This window comes from Pseudomonas sp. GT1P32, from assembly GCF_054897805.1.
On sequence record NZ_CM142704.1, the window covers coordinates 2,841,670 to 2,861,179 of the forward strand.

General features: G+C 56.3%; 20 protein-coding genes, 1 tRNA gene and 2 pseudogenes. 7 read left to right on the top strand and 16 right to left on the bottom strand.

Annotated features, from left to right (window positions below; translation table 11 throughout):
- Window positions 1–8 precede the first annotated feature (8 nt).
- Both ACYZUC_RS12995 and ACYZUC_RS13000 read right to left on the bottom strand, forming a co-directional pair.
- Window positions 9–1,238, bottom strand: a complete 1,230-nt coding sequence (locus tag ACYZUC_RS12995) for a hypothetical protein (protein WP_461996138.1) — start codon at window positions 1,236–1,238, stop codon at window positions 9–11.
- Window positions 1,239–1,256: 18 nt separating this feature from the next.
- Window positions 1,257–1,706: a YcgN family cysteine cluster protein gene (locus ACYZUC_RS13000; protein WP_461996140.1), complete on the bottom strand. Its 450-nt coding sequence runs from the start codon at window positions 1,704–1,706 to the stop codon at window positions 1,257–1,259.
- A gap of 279 nt (window positions 1,707–1,985) precedes the next feature.
- Here ACYZUC_RS13000 and ACYZUC_RS13005 point away from each other — a divergent pair, with 279 nt between their 5' ends.
- The gene (locus ACYZUC_RS13005; RefSeq protein ID WP_008034969.1) at window positions 1,986–2,579 is read left to right on the top strand and encodes a nitroreductase family protein; all 594 of its coding nucleotides are present in this window, start codon (window positions 1,986–1,988) and stop codon (window positions 2,577–2,579) included.
- 126 nt (window positions 2,580–2,705) lie between these two features.
- On the opposite strand, the gene ACYZUC_RS13010 is transcribed toward ACYZUC_RS13005, so the two are convergent.
- From ACYZUC_RS13010 to ACYZUC_RS13035, 6 genes are all read right to left on the bottom strand, one after another.
- Window positions 2,706–3,638 (bottom strand): D-2-hydroxyacid dehydrogenase, encoded by a 933-nt coding sequence (locus ACYZUC_RS13010; RefSeq protein WP_461996142.1) that lies wholly within the window; start codon window positions 3,636–3,638, stop codon window positions 2,706–2,708.
- A 120-nt stretch (window positions 3,639–3,758) separates the two neighbouring features.
- On the bottom strand, window positions 3,759–4,052 hold the full coding sequence (locus ACYZUC_RS13015; RefSeq protein WP_461996144.1) for a YcgL domain-containing protein: 294 nt from the start codon (window positions 4,050–4,052) through the stop codon (window positions 3,759–3,761).
- A complete protein-coding gene (rnd, locus tag ACYZUC_RS13020; protein WP_461996146.1) occupies window positions 4,049–5,182 on the bottom strand; it encodes a ribonuclease D in 1,134 nt (377 codons plus the stop codon). The genes ACYZUC_RS13015 and rnd overlap by 4 nt, the downstream gene beginning before the upstream one ends.
- A gap of 123 nt (window positions 5,183–5,305) precedes the next feature.
- Window positions 5,306–5,968 (bottom strand): class I SAM-dependent methyltransferase, encoded by a 663-nt coding sequence (locus tag ACYZUC_RS13025; protein WP_461996148.1) that lies wholly within the window; start codon window positions 5,966–5,968, stop codon window positions 5,306–5,308.
- Between the two features lie 73 nt (window positions 5,969–6,041).
- The gene (locus ACYZUC_RS13030) at window positions 6,042–7,691 is read right to left on the bottom strand and encodes a phosphoethanolamine transferase (RefSeq protein ID WP_461996150.1); all 1,650 of its coding nucleotides are present in this window, start codon (window positions 7,689–7,691) and stop codon (window positions 6,042–6,044) included.
- Window positions 7,692–7,858: 167 nt separating this feature from the next.
- On the bottom strand, window positions 7,859–9,241 hold the full coding sequence (locus ACYZUC_RS13035) for a glutamine synthetase family protein (RefSeq protein WP_461996152.1): 1,383 nt from the start codon (window positions 9,239–9,241) through the stop codon (window positions 7,859–7,861).
- Window positions 9,242–9,779: 538 nt separating this feature from the next.
- Here ACYZUC_RS13035 and ACYZUC_RS13040 point away from each other — a divergent pair.
- The 3 genes from ACYZUC_RS13040 to ACYZUC_RS13050 all read left to right on the top strand — a co-directional run bounded on the left by ACYZUC_RS13040 (window position 9,780) and on the right by ACYZUC_RS13050 (window position 12,941).
- Window positions 9,780–10,964 carry a cyanate transporter gene (locus ACYZUC_RS13040; protein ID WP_461996154.1) on the top strand — a complete coding sequence of 395 codons (1,185 nt, stop codon included), beginning with the start codon at window positions 9,780–9,782 and terminating at the stop codon, window positions 10,962–10,964.
- Between the two features lie 15 nt (window positions 10,965–10,979).
- A complete protein-coding gene (locus tag ACYZUC_RS13045) occupies window positions 10,980–11,900 on the top strand; it encodes a DMT family transporter (protein ID WP_461996155.1) in 921 nt (306 codons plus the stop codon).
- 105 nt (window positions 11,901–12,005) lie between these two features.
- The gene (locus tag ACYZUC_RS13050; RefSeq protein WP_461996706.1) at window positions 12,006–12,941 is read left to right on the top strand and encodes a LysR family transcriptional regulator; all 936 of its coding nucleotides are present in this window, start codon (window positions 12,006–12,008) and stop codon (window positions 12,939–12,941) included.
- Window positions 12,942–12,944: 3 nt separating this feature from the next.
- On the opposite strand, the gene ACYZUC_RS13055 is transcribed toward ACYZUC_RS13050, so the two are convergent.
- From ACYZUC_RS13055 to ACYZUC_RS13065, 3 genes are all read right to left on the bottom strand, one after another.
- Entirely contained in the window at window positions 12,945–13,310 is a 366-nt protein-coding gene (locus ACYZUC_RS13055; protein WP_461996157.1) for a 5-carboxymethyl-2-hydroxymuconate Delta-isomerase, read from the bottom strand.
- Window positions 13,311–13,367: 57 nt separating this feature from the next.
- On the bottom strand, window positions 13,368–14,294 hold the full coding sequence (locus ACYZUC_RS13060) for a LysR family transcriptional regulator (RefSeq protein ID WP_461996158.1): 927 nt from the start codon (window positions 14,292–14,294) through the stop codon (window positions 13,368–13,370).
- A gap of 146 nt (window positions 14,295–14,440) precedes the next feature.
- Window positions 14,441–14,632, bottom strand: coding sequence for a YegP family protein (locus tag ACYZUC_RS13065; RefSeq protein ID WP_008034931.1), 192 nt, complete (start codon window positions 14,630–14,632; stop codon window positions 14,441–14,443).
- A gap of 258 nt (window positions 14,633–14,890) precedes the next feature.
- Here ACYZUC_RS13065 and ACYZUC_RS13070 point away from each other — a divergent pair.
- Together ACYZUC_RS13070 and ACYZUC_RS13075 are read left to right on the top strand one after the other, a co-directional pair.
- A pseudogene (locus ACYZUC_RS13070) lies at window positions 14,891–15,228 on the top strand (extracellular solute-binding protein); the annotation flags it as partial.
- A gap of 2 nt (window positions 15,229–15,230) precedes the next feature.
- Window positions 15,231–15,564 (top strand): annotated as a pseudogene (locus ACYZUC_RS13075) (cupin domain-containing protein); the annotation flags it as partial.
- Between the two features lie 258 nt (window positions 15,565–15,822).
- On the opposite strand, the gene ACYZUC_RS13080 reads toward ACYZUC_RS13075, so the two are convergent.
- Together ACYZUC_RS13080 and ACYZUC_RS13085 are read right to left on the bottom strand one after the other, a co-directional pair.
- Complete coding sequence (locus ACYZUC_RS13080; RefSeq protein WP_461996160.1) at window positions 15,823–16,572, bottom strand: RelA/SpoT domain-containing protein; 750 nt, start codon at window positions 16,570–16,572, stop codon at window positions 15,823–15,825.
- A gap of 78 nt (window positions 16,573–16,650) precedes the next feature.
- Window positions 16,651–17,748, bottom strand: coding sequence for a ParA family protein (locus ACYZUC_RS13085; protein WP_461996162.1), 1,098 nt, complete (start codon window positions 17,746–17,748; stop codon window positions 16,651–16,653).
- A gap of 400 nt (window positions 17,749–18,148) precedes the next feature.
- Here ACYZUC_RS13085 and ACYZUC_RS13090 point away from each other — a divergent pair, with 400 nt between their 5' ends.
- A complete protein-coding gene (locus tag ACYZUC_RS13090; protein ID WP_008036137.1) occupies window positions 18,149–18,355 on the top strand; it encodes a hypothetical protein in 207 nt (68 codons plus the stop codon).
- A 102-nt stretch (window positions 18,356–18,457) separates the two neighbouring features.
- Here the strand turns inward: ACYZUC_RS13090 and ACYZUC_RS13095 are convergent, their stop codons facing one another.
- The 3 genes from ACYZUC_RS13095 to ACYZUC_RS13105 all read right to left on the bottom strand — a co-directional run bounded on the left by ACYZUC_RS13095 (window position 18,458) and on the right by ACYZUC_RS13105 (window position 19,500).
- Window positions 18,458–18,790: a type II toxin-antitoxin system HicB family antitoxin gene (locus ACYZUC_RS13095; RefSeq protein ID WP_461996164.1), complete on the bottom strand. Its 333-nt coding sequence runs from the start codon at window positions 18,788–18,790 to the stop codon at window positions 18,458–18,460.
- Entirely contained in the window at window positions 18,787–19,041 is a 255-nt protein-coding gene (locus ACYZUC_RS13100) for a type II toxin-antitoxin system HicA family toxin (RefSeq protein WP_461996166.1), read from the bottom strand. Before ACYZUC_RS13100 ends, ACYZUC_RS13095 begins: the two co-directional genes overlap by 4 nt.
- A gap of 369 nt (window positions 19,042–19,410) precedes the next feature.
- Window positions 19,411–19,500: transfer RNA gene (locus ACYZUC_RS13105), tRNA-Ser, on the bottom strand.
- Window positions 19,501–19,510 lie beyond the last annotated feature (10 nt).

The window sequence follows — 19,510 nt, forward strand, 5'->3', positions numbered from 1 at the left end:
TGGCGGTGTTACTGAAGCAACCCGGTATCAAGCACCTTGGAAGACTCGCCAATCACGCTCTCGGCCAGTTGAACGAATTCCTTGGTATCCACACTCTCCAGGTGCATCGCCCCGCGCAACACATCATCGAGCGAGCGCTTGTTGCGGGTTTTAATGCGAATTTCCTGATCCAGTTCACTCAGCAATAGAACCGCTTTGCCAATCTGTGCCGGGCTTATCTGCTCGCCCCGCAACGTCGTGACCTTCTGGCTATCCTTGGCCAACTTCTTGTGCAAACTCTCATACCGCTCATCACTCATGCCACCGGCACGGCGCACCAGTTCGATGGCGTAATACTCGGCAAAGCCTTCGCTGATCCAGTCGCTGCGCTGCTTGTCGTTGATCCGCCCGAATACCTGGGCCAGCTCACGCACGAGCGCGCTGCTGCCACTTTCGCTGACCAGTGGCAGACGCGAATTCAGATAGATCGACTCTCGCGCCGCCAGACTGCCGCGCCACATTGGATCATTGGCACCGACGATCAGCAATTTGGCGGGATGACGCGGAAACACGGCCTGCACTTGCGGCCAGACGAACGTCAGCAGCGTCAGCACGTCCATGCGGCGCATGCCCTGGCCCTGAGGCGAGGCGACGGTGACTTCGGTTTCCCCAAGCCGGGTGCGACGACTGCCGAGGTGACCGGCGAGCATCCAGCCGGTTGGCCGGTCGAACAGGCGCGAGACGTTGTCGATGCGGAATTTGTTCTTGCCGATCCGCGGCCAGGCGGTTTCGACGCTTTTCCATCCGGTGGGCAATTCGAATTCAAGGCGTGACACCAATTCGATGCCGTCCTGCTGATCGAGTCTGGCAGCCGGTACCAGATCGTCGCCGCGCATCAGCGCCCAGGTCGGGGTCATGCGCGTGTCGAAGCTGCCGCTCTTGCGGCCGTGGCTGATGCGCACGCGGTAGGTCAGGCTGGCCTTGTCGGCCGCCGGGCGCCAGACACCCCGGGCCTCTTTGCCCGGTGTGAGTTGCCATTGGCCGTCGGCCTTGAAGTCGCTGTAATGGCTGCCGTCGCCGAGGTCGAAATCCAGACTGCGCACCGCCGAACCCTGGGCCAGCGTCAGGCGCACTTCAGCCTGATCGCTTTGCGGCAACAGGCGCACGTGGTAATCCAGATCGACTTTCTTCGCCGCCCACACCGACGAATTCAGGGCCAGCAGCCCAACGGCCAACGCCAGCCGCAATCCCACAGCCATATACACTCCCTTGTAAAACTAACCTGCGCGGAAAATCAGATGGTCTTCCCAATCGTCCTCGGGCACGCTGCCTTCGGCGAGCATGCGCCCGGACTGGGAAATACGTTGGTGATGCACGGCGTCGCGATCACCGCACACCAGATGGTGCCAGAGTGGCAAATCCTTGCCCTCGCTGACCAGGCGATAACCGCAGGTCGGCGGCAGCCATTTGAACTCATCGGCCTTGCCCGGTGTGAGCTGAATGCAGTCCGGCACGAACTCACGACGGTTGGGGTAATCGCTGCACTGGCAGGTTTTCAGGTCCAGCAGTTTGCAGGCGATGCGCGTGTAATAAACGCTGTTGTCGTCTTCATCCTCAAGCTTTTGCAGGCAGCACAGGCCACAACCGTCGCACAGCGATTCCCATTCCTCTTGATCGAGTTGATCGAGGGTTTTGCGTATCCAGAACGGTTCGACTTTGGCGGCCATGGCTCAAGCATCAACATCAGGTGGTGAAAAGGCCGCCAGTCTAGTGCCAAGGCCGTTGCGGGCCAAGCATTGGCGACTACCGGTAGAACGGGGCTTGTCAGAAATGGCGCCGCCCAGTAGCTTTGCCAGTCGCAAGGAGCCAGACCTGCGTGCCATTAACGCCCAACGGCGTTGCATTCAGATGAAGTGCCAGGCTCACGAAAACCTCATCGCCCAGCCTAACTGTGCCCGCCGGTTTTTAATCGACTCTCTCACTCAAACGTCGCAAGGAATCTCTACATGAGTGCCAATCCACGCGTTGCCGATTATGCCATCCACCCTCAATTCACCGATCGCTGGTCGCCCCGCGCCTTCACTGGCGAGGCTATCTCCGAGGAAACCCTGCTGAGCTTCTTCGAAGCCGCACGCTGGGCGCCATCGGCCTACAACTCGCAGCCTTGGCGGTTTCTCTACGCGCGCCGCGATACGCCGAACTGGGAGCGTTACCTGGGCCTGCTGAACGAGTTCAACCGCAGCTGGGCGCAACACGCTTCGGCGCTGGTGATCGTGATCTCGAAAACCACCTTCACAGCGCCCGGCGCCACTGAAGAAACCCCGGCGCTGTGGCACACCTTCGACACCGGTTCTGCCTGGGGCCATCTGGCGCTGCAAGCGAGTATCAGCGGCTGGCACACCCACGGCATGGCCGGTTTCGATCAGGAACTGACCCGCAAGGAGCTGAACATTCCTGAAGGTTACGCACTGCACGCGGCAGTGGCGGTGGGCAAGCTGGGGGATAAAGCGACGCTGGCGGATTACCTGCAAGCACGCGAAGAGCCAAGCCCGCGTCGTCCGTTGAGCGAGTTGGCGGCTGAAGGCGACTTCACCCTCTAAGCCACACCGCAAAACCAATGTGGGAGCGGGCTTGCTCGCGAAAGCGGTGTACCTGACAGAGTTAATGTCGACTGACACACCGCTTTCGCGAGCAAGCCCGCTCCCACATTTTTTATTGCAGTGGGTTCAATACCCGCGATTGAAATCCACTTCACCGCGCAACGCTTCACCCGCCTGATACGCCCGCAAATTCTCGACAAACAACTTCACCATCATCGTCGGCGACGTTGGTGCGGAGCTGTGGCCGGTCAGCAGCAGGCCCCAGGCCGTCCAGAACGGATGACGTTGCGGCAGCGGCTCCTGACGGCAGACGTCGATCACCGCGCCCGCCAGATGCCCTTCCTTCAAGGCTTCCACCAGATCCGCATCGACCACCGCCACGCCGCGCCCGACGTTGATGAACAACCCGGTCGGCTTGAATTGCTTGAACAGCGCCGCGTCGTACAGGTCGTGGGTGCTCGGGGTGTTCGGCAGCAGATTGATCACGTAATCCACTTCACCGACCAGGCGCGGCAAGTCCGCCAGCGCTCCCACTTCGACAAACGGTGCCTGCTCGCGGGCTTCGCTGGCGATGCCATACAACTCGACGCCAAACGGCAGCAGGAACTGCGCGACGGTCTGGCCGATATCGCCGGTGCCGACGATCAAGACCTTGCGCCCCGCCAGGCTTTGGCCCTGACGGCTGTCCCATTTGCGCTCGACCTGGCTGACCAGTCGCGGCAGCACTTCGCGTTCGTGGCCGAGCATGTAAGTCAGCACGTATTCAGCCATGACCTGACCGAAAATCCCGACAGCGCGAGTCAGGCGATAGTGGCGCGGCAAACCGTCTGCCAGCAGCGGCGTGATCCCGGCCCAGGTCGACTGCAACCATTGTGGTTGGTGGCCCTGACGCAACAGGGTGGCCAGGAGGTCCGGCTGACCCAGCCAGATCGGGCAATCGGCAGCCTGACTGGCCAGTTCGGCGGAGTCACCGCTGGTCAGCACTTCCAGATCAGGTGCTGCCTGACGCAACAGTTGGGCATACACAGGGTGGTCGTGTTCAGCAATCAGAACGCGCATGGTTCAAACCTTTCAAAAGCAGTGCAGACGGCCGCCGAGGGAGTATCGCTCCCTCGTTGCGGCCATCGCCAAAATCATTCCAGTTTTTCATAAAGGCTCTGAACAGAACCTGTCTGCCGACTACATCGGGTCGTTGCGTCGCAACAACTCTTCCGGCAAGTGTTCGATGTATTCGTCTTCGGCCGGCGGCATTTGCAGGTGATAGCCCTGCTTGTCGAGGTTTTCCAGGACCACGGTGATGTCCTCGCGCGACAGCTTGCGCTCGGGGGTCAGCACCAGGTCAAACGCGTGGTGCGGTTTGCCGAAAGCGGCCATCAGATTTTCCGGAACGCGCTCCAGTGCATCGCTTTTGAGCACATAGAGGTACATCTCGTTTTTCTTCAGGCTTCGATAGATGGAGCAAATACGTTTCAAGGCTGTTCTCCGGCGGTGGCCAGGCTGTCGAGCAGCGCCTGGCCCATCAATTCGCGGCGCCAGCCACGCAGCGAATCAGGCAATTGGTAAGGACCATTGGGGAAGCCGCTCTTGAGCAGCGCTTCCAGGGTTTTCTTGCGCAGCATCAGTTCCGGCGCGACGTTCAGTCGCTCGGCTTCGGCCTGGCCGAGTGCACGCAACTGTTTGATCAGTGCGGCAGCATCCACAGGCAACGGTTCCGGCACGGCAGGCGGCCATTGATCTGGCGACACACTGCCAGAGCGCTTGATTAGATCAAGCAGGAATTCGCCGTCCTGACGCACGGTACGCGGGTGCATGTCTTCAATTTTAGCCAACGCACCGAGATTGTCCGGTTGCGTGCGCGCCAGCGGCCACAGGGAATGTTCCCGGAGGATGCGATTGCGCGGCAGATCACGGGCGCGGGCCTCGCGTTCACGCCAGGCGCAAAGTTCACGCAAAACGGCGAGCTGAGCGCGAGACAACTTCCAGGCCAGTTTCGCTTCGCGGTAAACCTCGTACGGGTCGACTTCACGACGCAGGTTGGCCACCAGCTCGGCGCCGTCTTCCAGGACCCAGGCGTACTTGTCGTCAGACAGCTTCGGACGAAGCTGTACGAAAACTTCCGCCAGGTGCAAGGCGTCTTCGGCGGCGTAGCTGATCTGGGTGTCGGACAGCGGGCGCTGCAGCCAATCGGAACGGGTCTCGCCCTTGGGCAGGTCGATGCCGAGCACTTCCTGCACCAACCGCGAATACCCCATGGAGAAACCGAGGTTCAGGTAGGCGGCGGCCAATTGCGTGTCGAACAGCGGCGCCGGCAGGCTGCCGGTCAGGCGCAGCAACACTTCGAGGTCTTCGCTGCACGCATGGACGACTTTGACCACGGCCGGGTTTTCCAGCAACGCGGCCAGGGGTTGCCAGTTGTCGATGGTCAACGGGTCAATCAGGTAAGCGCGTACGCCATCGCCGATCTGCAGCAAACCCGCGATCGGATAAAAGGTGTCGACCCGCATGAATTCGGTGTCGAGGGCAACGTAGGGCAGCTGCTGCCACTCGGCGCAAAACCGGCCGAGGCTATCGTTGTCGCGAATCCAGTGAATATCGATGGCCACACGGCTCTCCCTTGAAGAATGGCGCGCAGTATATATCGCCCCCGGCGATTTCCGCGCCTCCACTGAACAAGAGCTTTAGCGAAAACACCTGCTTGTTTGCAAGAATTGTCTGACGGAGGGAGGTTATCTGGCCTTACGCAGCACGTAGACGCGCATCCGCGTGCAACCGGGCAGGAAATCCTGATGGCTGAGCAAAAGGAACCCGGCCTGTTTGAACTCGGCTTCCACTTCGGCCTTACTGGCCAGGTGCCGGGCATGAGTGCCTTGTGCATCAGGTTGCCGGCGTTTGAAATGAGCTTCGACCCGCACCGCGACAATCACGGTGTCGCGGCTGACCCGGTGGAACTCACCGAGCATGGCCGACCGATGCTCGGCGCTGGCGATGTGCTGAAACAGTTGCATGCAAAAAATGCAGTCCACCGCATTCGCCGACAAGCCGATGGCGAATGCCGAGCTCTGAAAGGTCTTGACCCGTTTCAGCAGCTCTTGCGGATGATGGATCGGGGCGTGATCGAGCATGTCCTGCGACGGATCGGACGCCAGGATCACCCGGTTCGCGTGTTCGGCCAGCACCGGCCAGAAACGTCCGGCCCCGCAAGCGACGTCAAGAATCAACCCCGGCTCACCGGCCACTTTGAGCGCGTTGCGCACCAACTGCTCGTCCCGCCAGAACGCCAGGCGCCCGGCCAGACCACGCGGACGCGGCTGCATGCAGACGCGGGCGTGTTCCTGGTCGTAGCGCCGGACGAACTCAAGCTCGAAGGCGGATGGAGGTTGAGGGGACATGTGTGATTGCTCTTGTAGGAAAATCTACCGGCCGCAGGTTAGCGGCCGATACGTGAAAAAAAGGTCGTTACCCTCACTCTTTGGCCAATACGCCGTCGATCATCGCACCACGGCAGCCGGCAAACATGTCCAGATCCTGGTTGTAGACCTTACTGTTGACCTCCAGCAGACCGAGCATCGAATGGAACAGGTTGTCCTGGCTCAGCGGCTTTTCACGGCTCAATTGCAGGCAGTGGGTGTCCACCGAGAACGACTTTTGATAGCTGTCAGAGAACCAGGCCAGCATCGCAACATGCTTCTGTTGCTCCGGTGCCAGCATGTAAGGCGTGCCGTGGAGGAACAAGTTGTATTCGCCCAGGGATTCGCCGTGGTCCGACAGGTAGAGCATCGCGGTATCAACTTTGTCCTGGTTGCTACGCAACAGATCGATCAGGGTCGACAGCACGTGGTCGGTGTAAACGAGGGTGTTGTCATAACCATTGACGATACTTTCACGACTGCAATTGTTCAGGGCGTTACTTTCACACACCGGCGTAAAGCGTTCGTACTCTTTCGGGTAGCGCTTGAAATACTCCGGGCCATGACTGCCCATCTGGTGCAACACCAACACCGTGTCTTTATCCAGGGTGTCGATGAAGTGCTGCAAACCTTGCAGGAGAATTTCATCGCGGCATTCACTATTGGCGCAGAGCACCGGGTCTTTCAGGTTACTGACATCGTCGAGGGTGACGCGGTCGCACGTGCCTTTGCAGCCTGACTGGTTATCGCGCCAAATCACCTCGAGGCCTGCACGCTTGAGCACATCCAGCAGGCCTTCTTCATTCTTGGCCTTGCTCGCGTTGTAGTCCTTGCGGCCCATGTTGGAAAACATGCAGGGCACCGACACGGCCGTTTCAGTACCGCAGGAATGCACATCGGTGAATGCAATCAGGCCGGCTTCTTTATCCAGTTTTGGCGTGGTGTCACGGTTATAACCCAGCACACCGAAGTTCTCGGCCCGGGCACTTTCACCGACCACCAGCACGGTCAGGGATTTGCGGCTGTGCGCTTGCCAGGCCGGATTTCTTTTGGCGTCTTCACCGATTTTGACGAAAGGCTGTTGGGCCGAAACGACTTGCTCACGCAGGTAGCTGAACGAAGCACCAATGTAGTTGCTCGGGACCACCATCAAACGCAATTCATGGTGATTGCGAAACAGCGAGGACAGGCCCTGATAGTTGACCAGTGCGACGCCACCGATCACCGCCACCGACGCAACACTCACCAGGACTTTACTGAGCAACTCACGGTGCCAGCGACGGTAATTAATTGGCGTTTTCCACAACAACCACGAGGGTAAAACCCCGAGCAGAACAATATAAACAAGTAACTTTATCGAGAGTAAGTCACGCACTTCCGTGGCATTGGTTTGCGCAAAGTTACGCAACATGCCGGTGTCGATAAGTGCACCGTATTGCCCCATGAAATACGCCACCCCGGCGCTGATCATGAAGAGTAGAGTCAAGACCGGTTTCAGCAGCGGGCGGAACGCCAGCAGGGTCAATACGATGTTGAAAGCAGCCAGAATCATCAAGCCAAAAGCCACGCGCATGACGATGCCTTGACCGTCGAACGCGGTGATTTCAAACAAATGCTGCCAGAGCACTAAATTAAAGCCTGTCAATAAAAAGGCACTGGCAATCAACGTCACCCACTCGGGGCGAACGGCTTTGAGTTTCCACATGATAATCGGCTGTTCCTGAAAAGAAGCGCCGTCGGCAAATGTGAAAATTTCATTTACCGCGACAGCACTAATTTTAGGTAGCCAACCATCAATTTTTTGTGAAAAAGAAGCCAACGATTAGTTGGCTTAGGGTGTTTCACTAAATCCAAGAGGTATTTGCGATTGGTTCAGGCCTGGTTCAGGTACCAACGCCAATCCTGCTCACCGACCTCGCCCATGAATTGACGATACTCGGCACGCTTCACCGCGAGGTAAACACCCAGAAACTCTCTGCCGAAGGCCTCTCGCGCCCAGTCCGAACCTTCCAGTGCGCGCAAGGTGGTCAGCCAGTCGGTAGGCAGCAGTTCCGTGGCCTGGGCGTAACCATTGCCTTCCACGGGCGCCCCCGGGTCCAGTTGTTCGCGAATGCCGCGATGGATACCCGCCAGAATCGCCGCAGCCGCCAGATACGGGTTGGCGTCGGCGCCGCAAATGCGATGCTCGATGTGCCGCGAGAATGCCGGCCCGCCTGGCACGCGTAGACTCACGGTGCGATTGTCCACGCCCCAGGTGGCCGCCAGCGGCGCGTAGCTGTTGGTCTGGAAGCGACGATAGGAGTTGGCGTTCGGACAGAACAGCAACAACGAATCGAGCAAGGTACTGAGCATCCCGCCAACCGCCTGTTTGAGCAGCGGCGTACCGTCCGCGGCTTCGCTGGCGAACAGGTTGTTGCCGTCCTTGTCCGCAAGGCTGACGTGCATATGCATGCCCGTGCCGGCCAGGTCATCGAACGGTTTGGCCATGAAGCACGCAGTCATCCCGTGCTTGTGCGCCACGCCCTTGACCAGGCGCTTGTAGCGCACGGCTTCGTCCATCGCCTGCAAGGCGTCGGTGCGATGCTCAAGGGTGATTTCCACCTGCCCCGGCGCGTACTCGGAAATCGCCGTGCGCGCCGGAATGCCCTGAAGTTTGCAGGCACTGTAGAGATCAGCCAGAAACGGCTCGATCTGCTCCAGTTCACGCAAACCGTAGACTTGAGTTCCGCGCGGGCGCCCGCCATCGACATCCCGCGCCGGTTGCGGCCGACCGTTGCTGTCGCGCTGCTGATCCAGCAGATAGAACTCCAGCTCCGCGGCCATCACCGGGTAATAACCGTCCGCCTGCAAGCCTTCGATCACCTTCGCCAACAGGTGCCGCGGGTCGGCGATGGTTGCCGGCATGCCCTCCTTCGGGTGCATGCTGACCTGCACCGCCGCCGTCGGAATCAATCGCCACGGCATACGCGTCAGGCTGCCGCTGATCGGGTAGGCCCGGCAATCGATATCCCCCACGTCCCAGACCAGCCCGGAATTTTCCACGTCATCGCCATTGATGGTCAGGCCCAGGATGGTGCTTGGCAGGGGGCGACCGCTTTCGTAGACCGCCAGCAGTTCATCGCGATGCAACAACTTGCCCCGAGGCACACCGTTGTTGTCGAGAATGAACAACTCGAACATCTCGATATCCGGATTCTGTTCCAGAAAAGTCAGGGCTTCTTGTTTCGTGGCGAAGGAGGTCGTGGCACAACTCATAGGAATTCTCTTGTTTCCGCGTCAGGCAAACGCGCAGGCGCTGCCGGTTTGATCCCGGCGCACAGCGCAGGACCTGTAGGAACAATCAACGGGAAAGGCAGGAATCCGGTGGGCGCGCGTGACGGCAATGCCACAAAGCCCAGAAGGCGAGTTCGGAAGGAAGTGCGACTGGACAATCGTCCATAAAGAAGACCGCAGTAGACAGATGAGCAGCAGCGTCACATGGCTGGTTAAGTCGTTAAATCGGGATTTGAAGAACTTTGGTTGTGGGTTGGCTAAACAATCTACCAGCCACCCTATACCCAATGTGGCTGCCGCCACACAAACCATTGTAGGAGCGAGCCTGCTCGCGATGACGGAGAGTCAGGCAACATAAATATTGAATGATGAATTGCTATCGCTGGCAAGCCGGTCTCGCTCCTACAGGGATCTGTGTAAGGCAGAGGTATTTGATTTTTAAATACTGCGACGGACTTTCTGATTTGCGGCTTCCAGGCCGCTCGCGCCTAATCGGGCCCTGTCATTCAAGGTCCAATCGATGGAAAACGCCCGCGCCACTTCTCGCCCCGCCTTCTGGTTGATGGTCAGCATCATGCTCGTCGCCCTGAACCTGCGCCCATCCATGGCTGCGGTCGGCCCTTTGCTCTCGGCGATTCGCGGCGACATCCCGCTGAGTTTCAGCCTAGCGTCGCTGCTGACCATGCTGCCGGTGATGGCCATGGGATTGGCGATGTTCTTCGGCCTCAGCGTCAGCCAATGGCTTGGCGAACAGCGCACGGTGGTGATGTCGTTGCTGATCATCGGCCTGGCGACGGTGTCGCGCCTGTTCCTCGACTCCGCGGCCGAACTGATCCTCAGCGCCGTTCTGGCAGGTGTCGGAATCGCGCTGATTCAGGCGTTGATGCCGACGCTGATCAAGTCGCGTTTCAGCGACAACGTTTCCGTGTGCATGGGCCTCTACGTCACGTCGATCATGGGTGGCGCCGCCCTCGCCGCGTCCTTCGCACCACTGGTGATGTTGCGCACCGGCAGTTGGCGGGGAGGCCTGGCGATCTGGTCGATCCTGGCGTTGGCGGCGCTACTCTTCTGGCTCGGTCAACGCGCGGCGATGCCGGCAATGCCCGCTCATGCGCAACGAAACAGGTCGTTCTTCGCCAATTCCCGCGCCTGGTTACTCGCCATCTTCTTTGGTCTGGGCACAGCGTCCTACACCTGTGTGCTGGCCTGGCTAGCGCCGTACTACGTGGAAAAAGGCTGGAGCGAACAAAACGCCGGTTTGTTGCTGGGTTTCCTCACGGCCATGGAAGTACTGTCCGGCCTGGTGACGCCTGCGATCGCCAACCGCAGCCGTGACCGTCGCCTGGTGCTGGTGGTGTTGCTGGCGCTGATCATGGCCGGTTTCTGTGGACTGATATTGACCCCGCAACACCTGAGTCTGTTATGGCCGTGCCTGCTGGGGCTGGGCATCGGCGGACTGTTCCCGATGAGCCTGATCGTGTCGCTGGATCATCTGGACAACCCGCAACGTGCGGGCGGGCTGACGGCTTTCGTCCAAGGCATCGGCTACATGATCGCCGGCCTCTCGCCGCTGATTGCCGGGATGATCCGCGATCAACTCGGCAGTTTCGAATGGGCCTGGTGGTCACTCACCGGCGTCATGGCGCTGATGATGTTGATGGTCCTGCGCTTCAACCCGCGGCACTACGCCCGCCACATTCACTGACCCGGAAGCGCCCTCATGAAACACACCGGTTTCGCCACCGCCCACGTCGGCATGCTGCTCTGGGCACTGTTGATCGCTGCTTCGTTTTCCGCAGCTGCTCAGGTCAGTCAGGCCATTGATCCGGTCCTGCTGACCGGCTTGCGCCTGCTGTTTTGCGCCCTGGTGTTTTTGCCGCTGTTGCTGATCAAGGGCGACACCGCCATGACCCGACGCGGGCTATTCGGCCATGCCGTCCTCGGCCTGCTGCTGGCGGTTTATTTTGGCTCGTTGTTCGAAGCGTTGCGCTACACCAGCGCGGTCAACACCGGCACGATGTTCACGTTGGTGCCATTGCTGACCCTGCTTTTCGAAGCCGTGTTGATGCCGGACAGCAGCCTGAAACAACGAGTATTACCGATGTTGATCGCGGCCGCCGGGGCCGTGATGCTGGTGCTGAAAGGCGCTGGGCCCGGCGAGTTGCCGTCGCTCTATGCGGTGTCGGTGTATGGGCTCGGTTGTCTGGCGATGGCGCTCTATTCGCCCCTGAGTCAGCGGCTGAAAACCAGCAGCCTCAAGGGTCGTGGCCCGGTGGGCATGACCTTCTGGAACATGCTGTTCGGTGCGTTGTTCCTGCTGGTGTTCTGTGGGGTCAGTGGAGGCTGGCGATCGGCATCGTTGCTGACCCTGAACGATTTTTACTGGCTGATTTACCTGGCGTTGTTCGCCACCCTGGCGACCTTCTGGCTGCTGCACCGGGCCATCAGCGTCATCGCCCCCTCCTCGGTCATTTCGTACATTTACCTGAGCACGTTGTTCATCACGCTGTTTCATTGGTTCTGGTGGCGTCAATCGCCGCTGCCGCTGGAAATCGTCGGGGCGGTACTCGTAGGCATCGGCATGCTGGCGTTATTGATGTCCAGTCGTCGCACTGTACATTTGGTACTGCCTCACAACTAAAAGGGAAACTTCCCACGAGGCATTCTCCTGGGACCATCGTTCCGCTAGGATCATTCGCACGAGTTTGCGCTCAGTCAGCGCAAGGATCACAGCGAGATGGAATGGATGCTGAACAGTAACTTGCTTAGAAAACTCGACATGCAGGACCTCATGGTGTTTATCGCCGTGTATGAACAAAGCAGCGTCACCGGAGTGTCCGAAACACTCTGCGTCAGTCAGTCCACCGTCAGTTACTGCCTGAAAAAGCTACGCAGCGGATTCGAAGACGAATTGTTCATCAACACCCGCGCGGGGATGCGCCCTACTTACAAAGCCAGCACCATGTACACCCACGTGCTGAAAATCCTCGAAAGCATCAACCTCTGTCACGCTGGGGCACAGTCGTTCGACCCTACTCTGCAACCGGTCACCTTCAACATCTGCGCACCGGAATACTTCGAGCAGTTAATCCTGCCGCGTCTATTGAAAAGCTTTGATTTCGCCGACTTACCGGTGATGGTCAACATGCACAAGTTCGAAACCGACATCCCGGCCGAAGAACTGCGCGACGGCAGTCTCGACCTGGTGATTTGCTTCGGCCCGAATTTTCATCGCAGTCACACCGACTTCAAATCCCGCATGCTGCTGGAGGACGATCTGGTCTGCGTCTTCGATAAACGCGCCACGCCGCTGGAGCCGCGTTTAAGTCTGCAAGCCTTCACCGAACGCCGGCACGTGTTTCCTACACCCTGGACGTCGACTACCAACATGGTCGACGGCTGGCTGGCGCAGCAAGCGCAAAAACGGCAAATCGTCGCACGCTCCAACAGCTACAGCGCAGCGCTGAAAATGATCACAGGCACCGACTTCATCGTTACCCTGCCCCGACGCATCCAGCATTTACTGGCCAGCGAGGCAATTTTCAATCACTGCGAAGCGCCCAACGGCTTGCCGGGTTTCACCCTCGACATGCAATGGAGTCAAGGCGCCGATCAGGACAGCGCCAATACCTGGCTGCGTGAACAAGTGGTCAAGGCCTGCTCTGAACAGGCCACTGCCTGAGACTCAGTTGTTGATGGCAACTTTGCTGTAGGACTCCCGATCAATGTCGAGGATTTCTACAGCCAACTGCACTTCAACCCCCACCGGCCATTCACACAAGTCCTGCACCACCGCCAGCAGGCTTTCGGATAACTGCTTTTTGATCTGCGGCGAGCGACCACTCAACAACGCCAGTTTCACGTGCACAAATGCCCGCTCAGCCAATGCAGTACCGACCTTGAAGGTTTCGACCTTCACTGCTCGGCTTTTGATGTCGTATTCGGCAGCAAACTGACCGGAAGCCACCAGCGTATTGTTGAGCCGGATCAACGCCACATCGGCGTTCAAATCAGGCAGGTTGGCGGTGTATTCCATGTGCAGGTGGGGCATGACGTGGCTCCTGAAAGTAGGCGGAAAGGTCGTACATATAACACAGAGTGGTCCTGCTCACCGGGACGGCGGCGACACTAAGCGCTCACTCATAAACGCCTCCAGTCGCGAGCGCAACCAGCGCTCGGCAGGGTCGGTGTCGACGTGGCTGAGCCAGACCATCGACAGGTCAAGAGTCGGTGTCTTGAACGGAAAAGGCTCCATGAACAACTGTCCGGATGCCGCCATCGCCTCGGCGGTGTAATCCGGCAGGCTGGCGATCAGGTCGGTTCCGGCGAGCAAGGCCGGCAATGAACTGTATTGCGGCACGGATAAAACCACCTGGCGTGTACGTCCGATCTCCGCCAGCCACTCGTCAGCGTAACCACTGACGTTGGCGGTGTGAGACACCAGCACGTGCGGGCGCGAGCAATATTCATCGAGGGTCAGCGGCGTGTCGGACGCATCGGCGCGCAGGATCCTCGGCTGGATGTGCCGCAGCAATTTGCGCTTGGCATTGGCCGGGAGACCTCGGGTCTGGCTGATACCCACCGTGATGTCGCCGGATGCCAGCAAATCGGGAATTCGCCAGTAATCGACATGCTGCACCACAAACACCACCTTCGGTGCTTCCTGACGCAAGGCACGCAGCAACGGCGGTAACAGGCCGAACTCGACATCGTCCGACAGCCCGATACGAAACGTCATGGTGCTGACGGTCGGGTCAAAATCATGGGTCAGGCTTAACGCCACCGACAACGAATCCAGCGCCGGCGACAAATACTGAATCAGCTCCTCGGCCCGGGCGGTCGGCTCCATTCGATGGCCAACCCGAATGAACAGCGGGTCGTTGAACATCGTGCGCAGGCGGTTGAGCGCCGAACTGATGGTTGGCTGCCCGAGAAACAACTTCTCCGCCACACGGGTAACGTTGCGTTCGAGCATCAAGGTTTCGAACACCACCATCAGGTTGATATCCGCCTTGCGTAGTTCGTTGCGATTCATCCACTGCCCCCAATCCCCAAATCTGCTGACAGTTTAGGTAGCTGCCGCAATGGGCGTCTATGCGACTCAAGCAGTTTGCATTTGATCGGGCTGCAAGGCTGCTTGAAACGAAGCTGCCCTGACTGAGCAGCTTCACCGCTTGAGGCCTAGATTTCCTTCACCGGAGTCTGATCCTGAGTGCCCTTGATCAGGCTGATGGCATGCACGCAATCCGCCTTGTTGACGTAAGCCTCCCCGCTGGCAATCGTTTCATTGTTCCCCGCCCGTAAACGCCACCGCCATTGACCTTTGCCGGTGTGCGGGGTGCCACGGGTTTGCCTGTAAATCTCAAAGTACATTGATCGCTCCTTGCGATTGCTGATAACGACAGGTCAGTGACCTGCGAAACCAGAGTAGATGAGGATTTTGGGCGGCGAGGCTTTGCAATGTCAGGGGATATTTCGGGGGGAAAAACCTTGATTGGCGCGGCAGCCAGTAGATACAAGGGATGGTAATTCAAGCTGCGTGGTTGAGTAACTTTTCTTGTGAACGGGCGTATTTTTCTTACGCCAGGACGAAGCCGGTTCTCACAAAAAAAAGAAGACTGGACGCCTTACACCTCTTGGGCCGACTTCTGGGACGTGCAGAAGCCCCCCCCGGCAAACGCGGTCTACGCAAACGCGCGATGTACAACCTGAAGTTCGCCTTGCTGGCGGACGGTGAACGTCGGGGATGTGTATTCGGTGTTGAATACACAGCAAGGTGTCGACCGAGAGTTCGCCAAACTTACCGAACTCAAACCTTACATCCAGTGGTGGGAAGCGGGCGCGGAACCGGTGCAATGGCTGGCGGCTGGGGATGAGGTGATGACGTCAACCTGCGGGGGCGGGTGGCCGCAGCTGCACAAAATGGTAGCCACCTCTGCCTGGTCTGGCCAGGCAGCCTGTATGGCATGGGTTCGTTGCCAGCGAAGCGCAAACTGCGCTCGAGACGACGGCATTGTCGTACGCAAGAACAGCGGGATGAGCGTGCACTACGAAGACGGGATTATGGATCACCTGCTGACACCGCAGTCGAGCCAGGGACTTATAGCCAGCAGAGTTACAGCCATTGGGGGGAAGAGACTGGGTATTTGCTGTTGAGGCGTTTTGAGTTGTGGGTGGGGGAGCGGAATTTTCTGCTGAGTGAGGGCGATAGTTTCAGTTTTTCGAGTCAAGAGCCGCATCGGTATGGGAACCCTGGGGAGGTGGACGCGGTGGTGATTTGGCTGATTACGTCGCCCAGTTTTTGAACATCTGGAATGGAAAGATAGAAAGCAAACATCGAAAACGAAAAAGCCCCATAACTTTTCAGCTATAGGGCTTCTCATATAACGTCTCAGAAGATATTTACTTCGTCTTTTCTCGCTCTTGATTTCTGACCATCTAATGGTGTGATATTAATCTTCAGACAATGCTTAGGGCAAGAAGGCACTGACGTCGAAAATCATTAACAACTCAGAAACCTCCTTCTGACTGCATTTAACCCCTCCGAACCAATGAAAAAACCATTATTGAACTTCTGGATTTACTGGCGGACCATTTTCATCGGGATTTGTAACTGGAGTTTCTACCGCTGGCGCTGATGCAACAGGCACATTAACCGCCAAATGCTCAATAACACCTTCTTGGATTTCCGGATTTAAATCCACGACTTTCGGGGCTGAGGTCTGTGCACTTTTAAATATAGAGTCGACTAAACGACTTCCAGCACCAACAACTTTAGCCAACACTCTCAATTGCTCGCTGCATGCTAAATTATCAGTTGGCGCAGGATAATTCAGCGTATGATCAACTTCCCCCCATATCTCTTCGAATAAGGTCCGAACTTGAATTTCACACACGAGCGAGGACCCCTCCTTCGGCCTGATAACGTAGTGCAAACTTGTGTACTGACTTTCCTTAATATGTGTTTCTATTTTCAAGCGTCTAAAAAAATCTGCAGATTCAGGATCCCAAGTGTATGCCTTCGGAGGTTCCACAAGAAACCAGTCATCTTGAATTTTCTGCTGAAACTCTGTGTGCAAGTTCTCAAATTGCTGTTGATGTAACAAGAGAACTCTGACACCTGCTAGATCCGTAAGTCCTTCAAATACTTGTTGAGCTGTCGGATCAGCAACTGGCGGAAGCCCAAGCTTTCGATTTATTTTCTCCTCTAAATGAGAAGCGTCTTTTAAACGACTTTTCACTGAGTGAATTACCGGAGGTGCACCTTTGGTTAATTTCGGATGAGTTTCAAACCATGCCCTGATGGTGGACATAAATATAGACAACTCGTGATTCACATCCGAAAACCGTTGCTGGCAGTGCCGAACAATCCGTGTACGATTTTCCATTTCTTAGCCCAACGCCTCAATTCGAGAAAGCAAGTCTCGCGAAAAGTCAACGTACTTATCGCGCGTCCCCTCATAAACTCTTCTATTGGCTAAAACGGTACTTGCATCATCATTTAAATCAGGCTCCGATGGAACCCGCCACATTGGAACATGATACTTCTGAGACATCCCGGTCAAGGTATTATGAGTATGCATAATAGCTGTGCCGCCGATAGGTTTTGACAGAAACTCTGCTGGAATACTACTGAGCACATCCGCAGGCACACACGTCATTATTTCATTAGGTATTTGAAGTGCGTAATTATAATGTGCTTTCGCAAGTTCCCAAGGTGGATTCCCTGCATATTTTTTAGCATTATAAATTGTAAACCCAAGCAACTTAACAAAGTTCTCCGGAAAATTTCTTCTTTTTTCCTCGGAAAGCAAATGAAATATCGTACCAAACTGTTTCTGCCACAGTTCCAGCGCACTCCCAAGATTACGAATGCCGTAAAGCGAAAACATATCCGGCGCACACGGGATAATAAAACCGTCAGTAGTTGATATTACGACCTTATTCAAAGCGCCTAAACTTGGAGATGTATCCATAATTACATAATCATAACCATAGGCGCTCGCATACTCTTCTGCCAGCTTTCTTATCCTAGTAATAGTTCTTATAGCAAGGGGATCACCTTGATATACGTCGCTCCAACGACTCGATATTTTATCCTCGTAAAGATGCATCGTCAGACGACCAGGAATCAAGTGCAGATTTTTCGCCAAAGCTACCGGAGGAGGAAGCACACCGATTTCAGCCGTACCTTCTTGCGTTGGCGTTAGTAAATAGTGCACAGATCGCACACTTTTATTTAACTTTTCAAACTCTTCTTCCGACACAAGCTCGCGACTAGCTTTAAAATCACTAATATACTTATCTTCTTCTTTCCATACATTCATCAACCACTCTTGAGGTACAGAAAGCGTAGAGATATTGCATTGTGGATCTAAGTCTATTATTAGTACTTTTTTCCCTAGAAATTCCAAGGCATGCGCAAGATGATAGGTAAGAGTTGTTTTACCAACGCCCCCTTTATTATTAAATACCGATATAGTTTTCAAAACTTCTACCATCCCTGAATAAAGGCGAGAACTCGAATCAAACAAAATCTAAAAAAACACACTTACCAAGCGATCACAGCTGGCAGTCTGCCACACTATCTAATGCCCGCACAATGAAGCGGCACACCTTACGATCTCATCTCTGGAAAATTGGTGTGATTAGGGGACAGATCCATTTTTTGCACAACCGCCTCCAGAGAAAACAACATGCCCTGCAGATTTTTATGCTTGCAGGGCTTTTTTGTTTAACGCAAAGGCAGACTCCGGCATCGTCTGACAGCCCCTTCCTGATTTGTCCAATCCCCTGGCGGCATCGGGCTTGGCCTCTAAGCTCTGCTACGTGCGGGGCGAAAAGGCCCTGACCACCCACAATTATGTGAACTCAAAGGGAGTCTCTGTAATGGCTAGAGATAAGGCGAAAGACGACAAACACTTCAACTGCACCCAAGCCCATGAAGCCGACTACGTCGCAGGTCTTTACCCTCATGCAAAGGAAGAGGTCAAAACATTACTGGCATCAGCCTGCAAGGACAAAACCTTGCACAACTCCACACACAGGGATGTCTACGAGCTGATCAAGAGGAAACTGGGTTACTCGCAGCCGTAAGATTTACGGGCTAATACGAAGCTGCTCTGATTGAGCAGCTTCACCGTTTTTTTAAGCACCACCCCAATTGCACAGAATAGAGCTCAGCACCGCATGATCTCGTCAGGCATGTGCCTCGCGATCAAGAACATCAGCCACCCACTGATTGATGCTCTTGTTAGCGAGCTGTGCTTTAACAGCGACTGTTGCGTGAAGTGCTGGTGCGAGACGCAGGCTGAGGTTACCCGAGTAGGGTTTCTGCGGTGCACGGCCGAGCTTGGCGCACGCCTCCAGATAATCTGTGACGGCCTCTTCAAATGCTGCGCGAAGCTCGCTGACTGACTCGCCGTGAAACCCAACGACATCTTTGATACCCGCGATGTGACCAACAAACAGGCCGTCTTCATCGCTGTATTCGATCCGGGCGGCGTAGCCCTGATAATTCATAACGTTCACGGGGTAACTCCTGCTTGTTCAAGGAAAGCCCGAACGTCACGCACCTGGTAGGGCTTGGCTTCTTTGTCTGGATGAGGCCGATGAAAAGTTGCGACCACACCGTTAAGTTCAAAACGTACCCGCGATCCGTTGCCTTCAATGGTTCTGGCGCCAGCTGCACCCAACAAGGACTCGACACGAGCCCACTCCAAAGTGTTGGGCGTCGGCCTTGAGAAGACCGCTCTGAGCGTACTGAGCTGTTTATTATTCATGGTATTAACTCATGATACCAAATAAGGTTTGGCAGCGGCTAGCAACGTCGCCGGTGCGTGAGCTGAATCCCAAAAAATGTGCAAAAACGCCGCTTTTCCAGAGACTGGAAAGCGGCGTTTTCACATCCGGGATTCAGCTGTTTTTGTAAGGCCACAAGAATATCGGGGGGACTCCCGGCGGAGTTGTAGGCAAAATCCGAGAATTGCGTACGAACTCACATCTGCTGCCAAGGTGTTGACGAGGTGTCCACCGGTGAAGACCGACGCCTAGTACTTGCTTGTAGGTGCCCCCCCTAAAAACGCACTAAAAAATCTGCAGAAACGAAAAAGCCCCGTAGCTTATTCAGCTACGGGGCTTTTTCTATGTAATGGCGGAGAGATAGGGATTCGAACCCTAGGTACCGGTGAAGGTACAACGGATTTCGAATCCGTCCCATTCGGCCACTCTGGCATCTCTCCAACGGCGCGC

Bases quoted from the DNA above. Each gene is read 5' to 3' on its own strand.
- ACYZUC_RS12995 (WP_461996138.1), bottom strand. From the start codon at position 1,238: ATGGCTGTGGGATTGCGGCTGGCGTTGGCCGTTGGGCTGCTGGCCCTG.
- ACYZUC_RS13000 (WP_461996140.1), bottom strand. From the start codon at position 1,706: ATGGCCGCCAAAGTCGAACCGTTCTGGATACGCAAAACCCTCGATCAA.
- ACYZUC_RS13005 (WP_008034969.1), top strand. From the start codon at position 1,986: ATGAGTGCCAATCCACGCGTTGCCGATTATGCCATCCACCCTCAATTC.
- ACYZUC_RS13010 (WP_461996142.1), bottom strand. From the start codon at position 3,638: ATGCGCGTTCTGATTGCTGAACACGACCACCCTGTGTATGCCCAACTG.
- ACYZUC_RS13025 (WP_461996148.1), bottom strand. From the start codon at position 5,968: ATGTCCCCTCAACCTCCATCCGCCTTCGAGCTTGAGTTCGTCCGGCGC.
- ACYZUC_RS13030 (WP_461996150.1), bottom strand. From the start codon at position 7,691: ATGTGGAAACTCAAAGCCGTTCGCCCCGAGTGGGTGACGTTGATTGCC.
- ACYZUC_RS13035 (WP_461996152.1), bottom strand. From the start codon at position 9,241: ATGAGTTGTGCCACGACCTCCTTCGCCACGAAACAAGAAGCCCTGACT.
- ACYZUC_RS13040 (WP_461996154.1), top strand. From the start codon at position 9,780: ATGGAAAACGCCCGCGCCACTTCTCGCCCCGCCTTCTGGTTGATGGTC.
- ACYZUC_RS13045 (WP_461996155.1), top strand. From the start codon at position 10,980: ATGAAACACACCGGTTTCGCCACCGCCCACGTCGGCATGCTGCTCTGG.
- ACYZUC_RS13050 (WP_461996706.1), top strand. From the start codon at position 12,006: ATGCTGAACAGTAACTTGCTTAGAAAACTCGACATGCAGGACCTCATG.
- ACYZUC_RS13055 (WP_461996157.1), bottom strand. From the start codon at position 13,310: ATGCCCCACCTGCACATGGAATACACCGCCAACCTGCCTGATTTGAAC.
- ACYZUC_RS13060 (WP_461996158.1), bottom strand. From the start codon at position 14,294: ATGAATCGCAACGAACTACGCAAGGCGGATATCAACCTGATGGTGGTG.
- ACYZUC_RS13065 (WP_008034931.1), bottom strand. From the start codon at position 14,632: ATGTACTTTGAGATTTACAGGCAAACCCGTGGCACCCCGCACACCGGC.
- ACYZUC_RS13080 (WP_461996160.1), bottom strand. From the start codon at position 16,572: ATGTCCACCATCAGGGCATGGTTTGAAACTCATCCGAAATTAACCAAA.
- ACYZUC_RS13090 (WP_008036137.1), top strand. From the start codon at position 18,149: ATGGCTAGAGATAAGGCGAAAGACGACAAACACTTCAACTGCACCCAA.
- ACYZUC_RS13100 (WP_461996166.1), bottom strand. From the start codon at position 19,041: ATGAATAATAAACAGCTCAGTACGCTCAGAGCGGTCTTCTCAAGGCCG.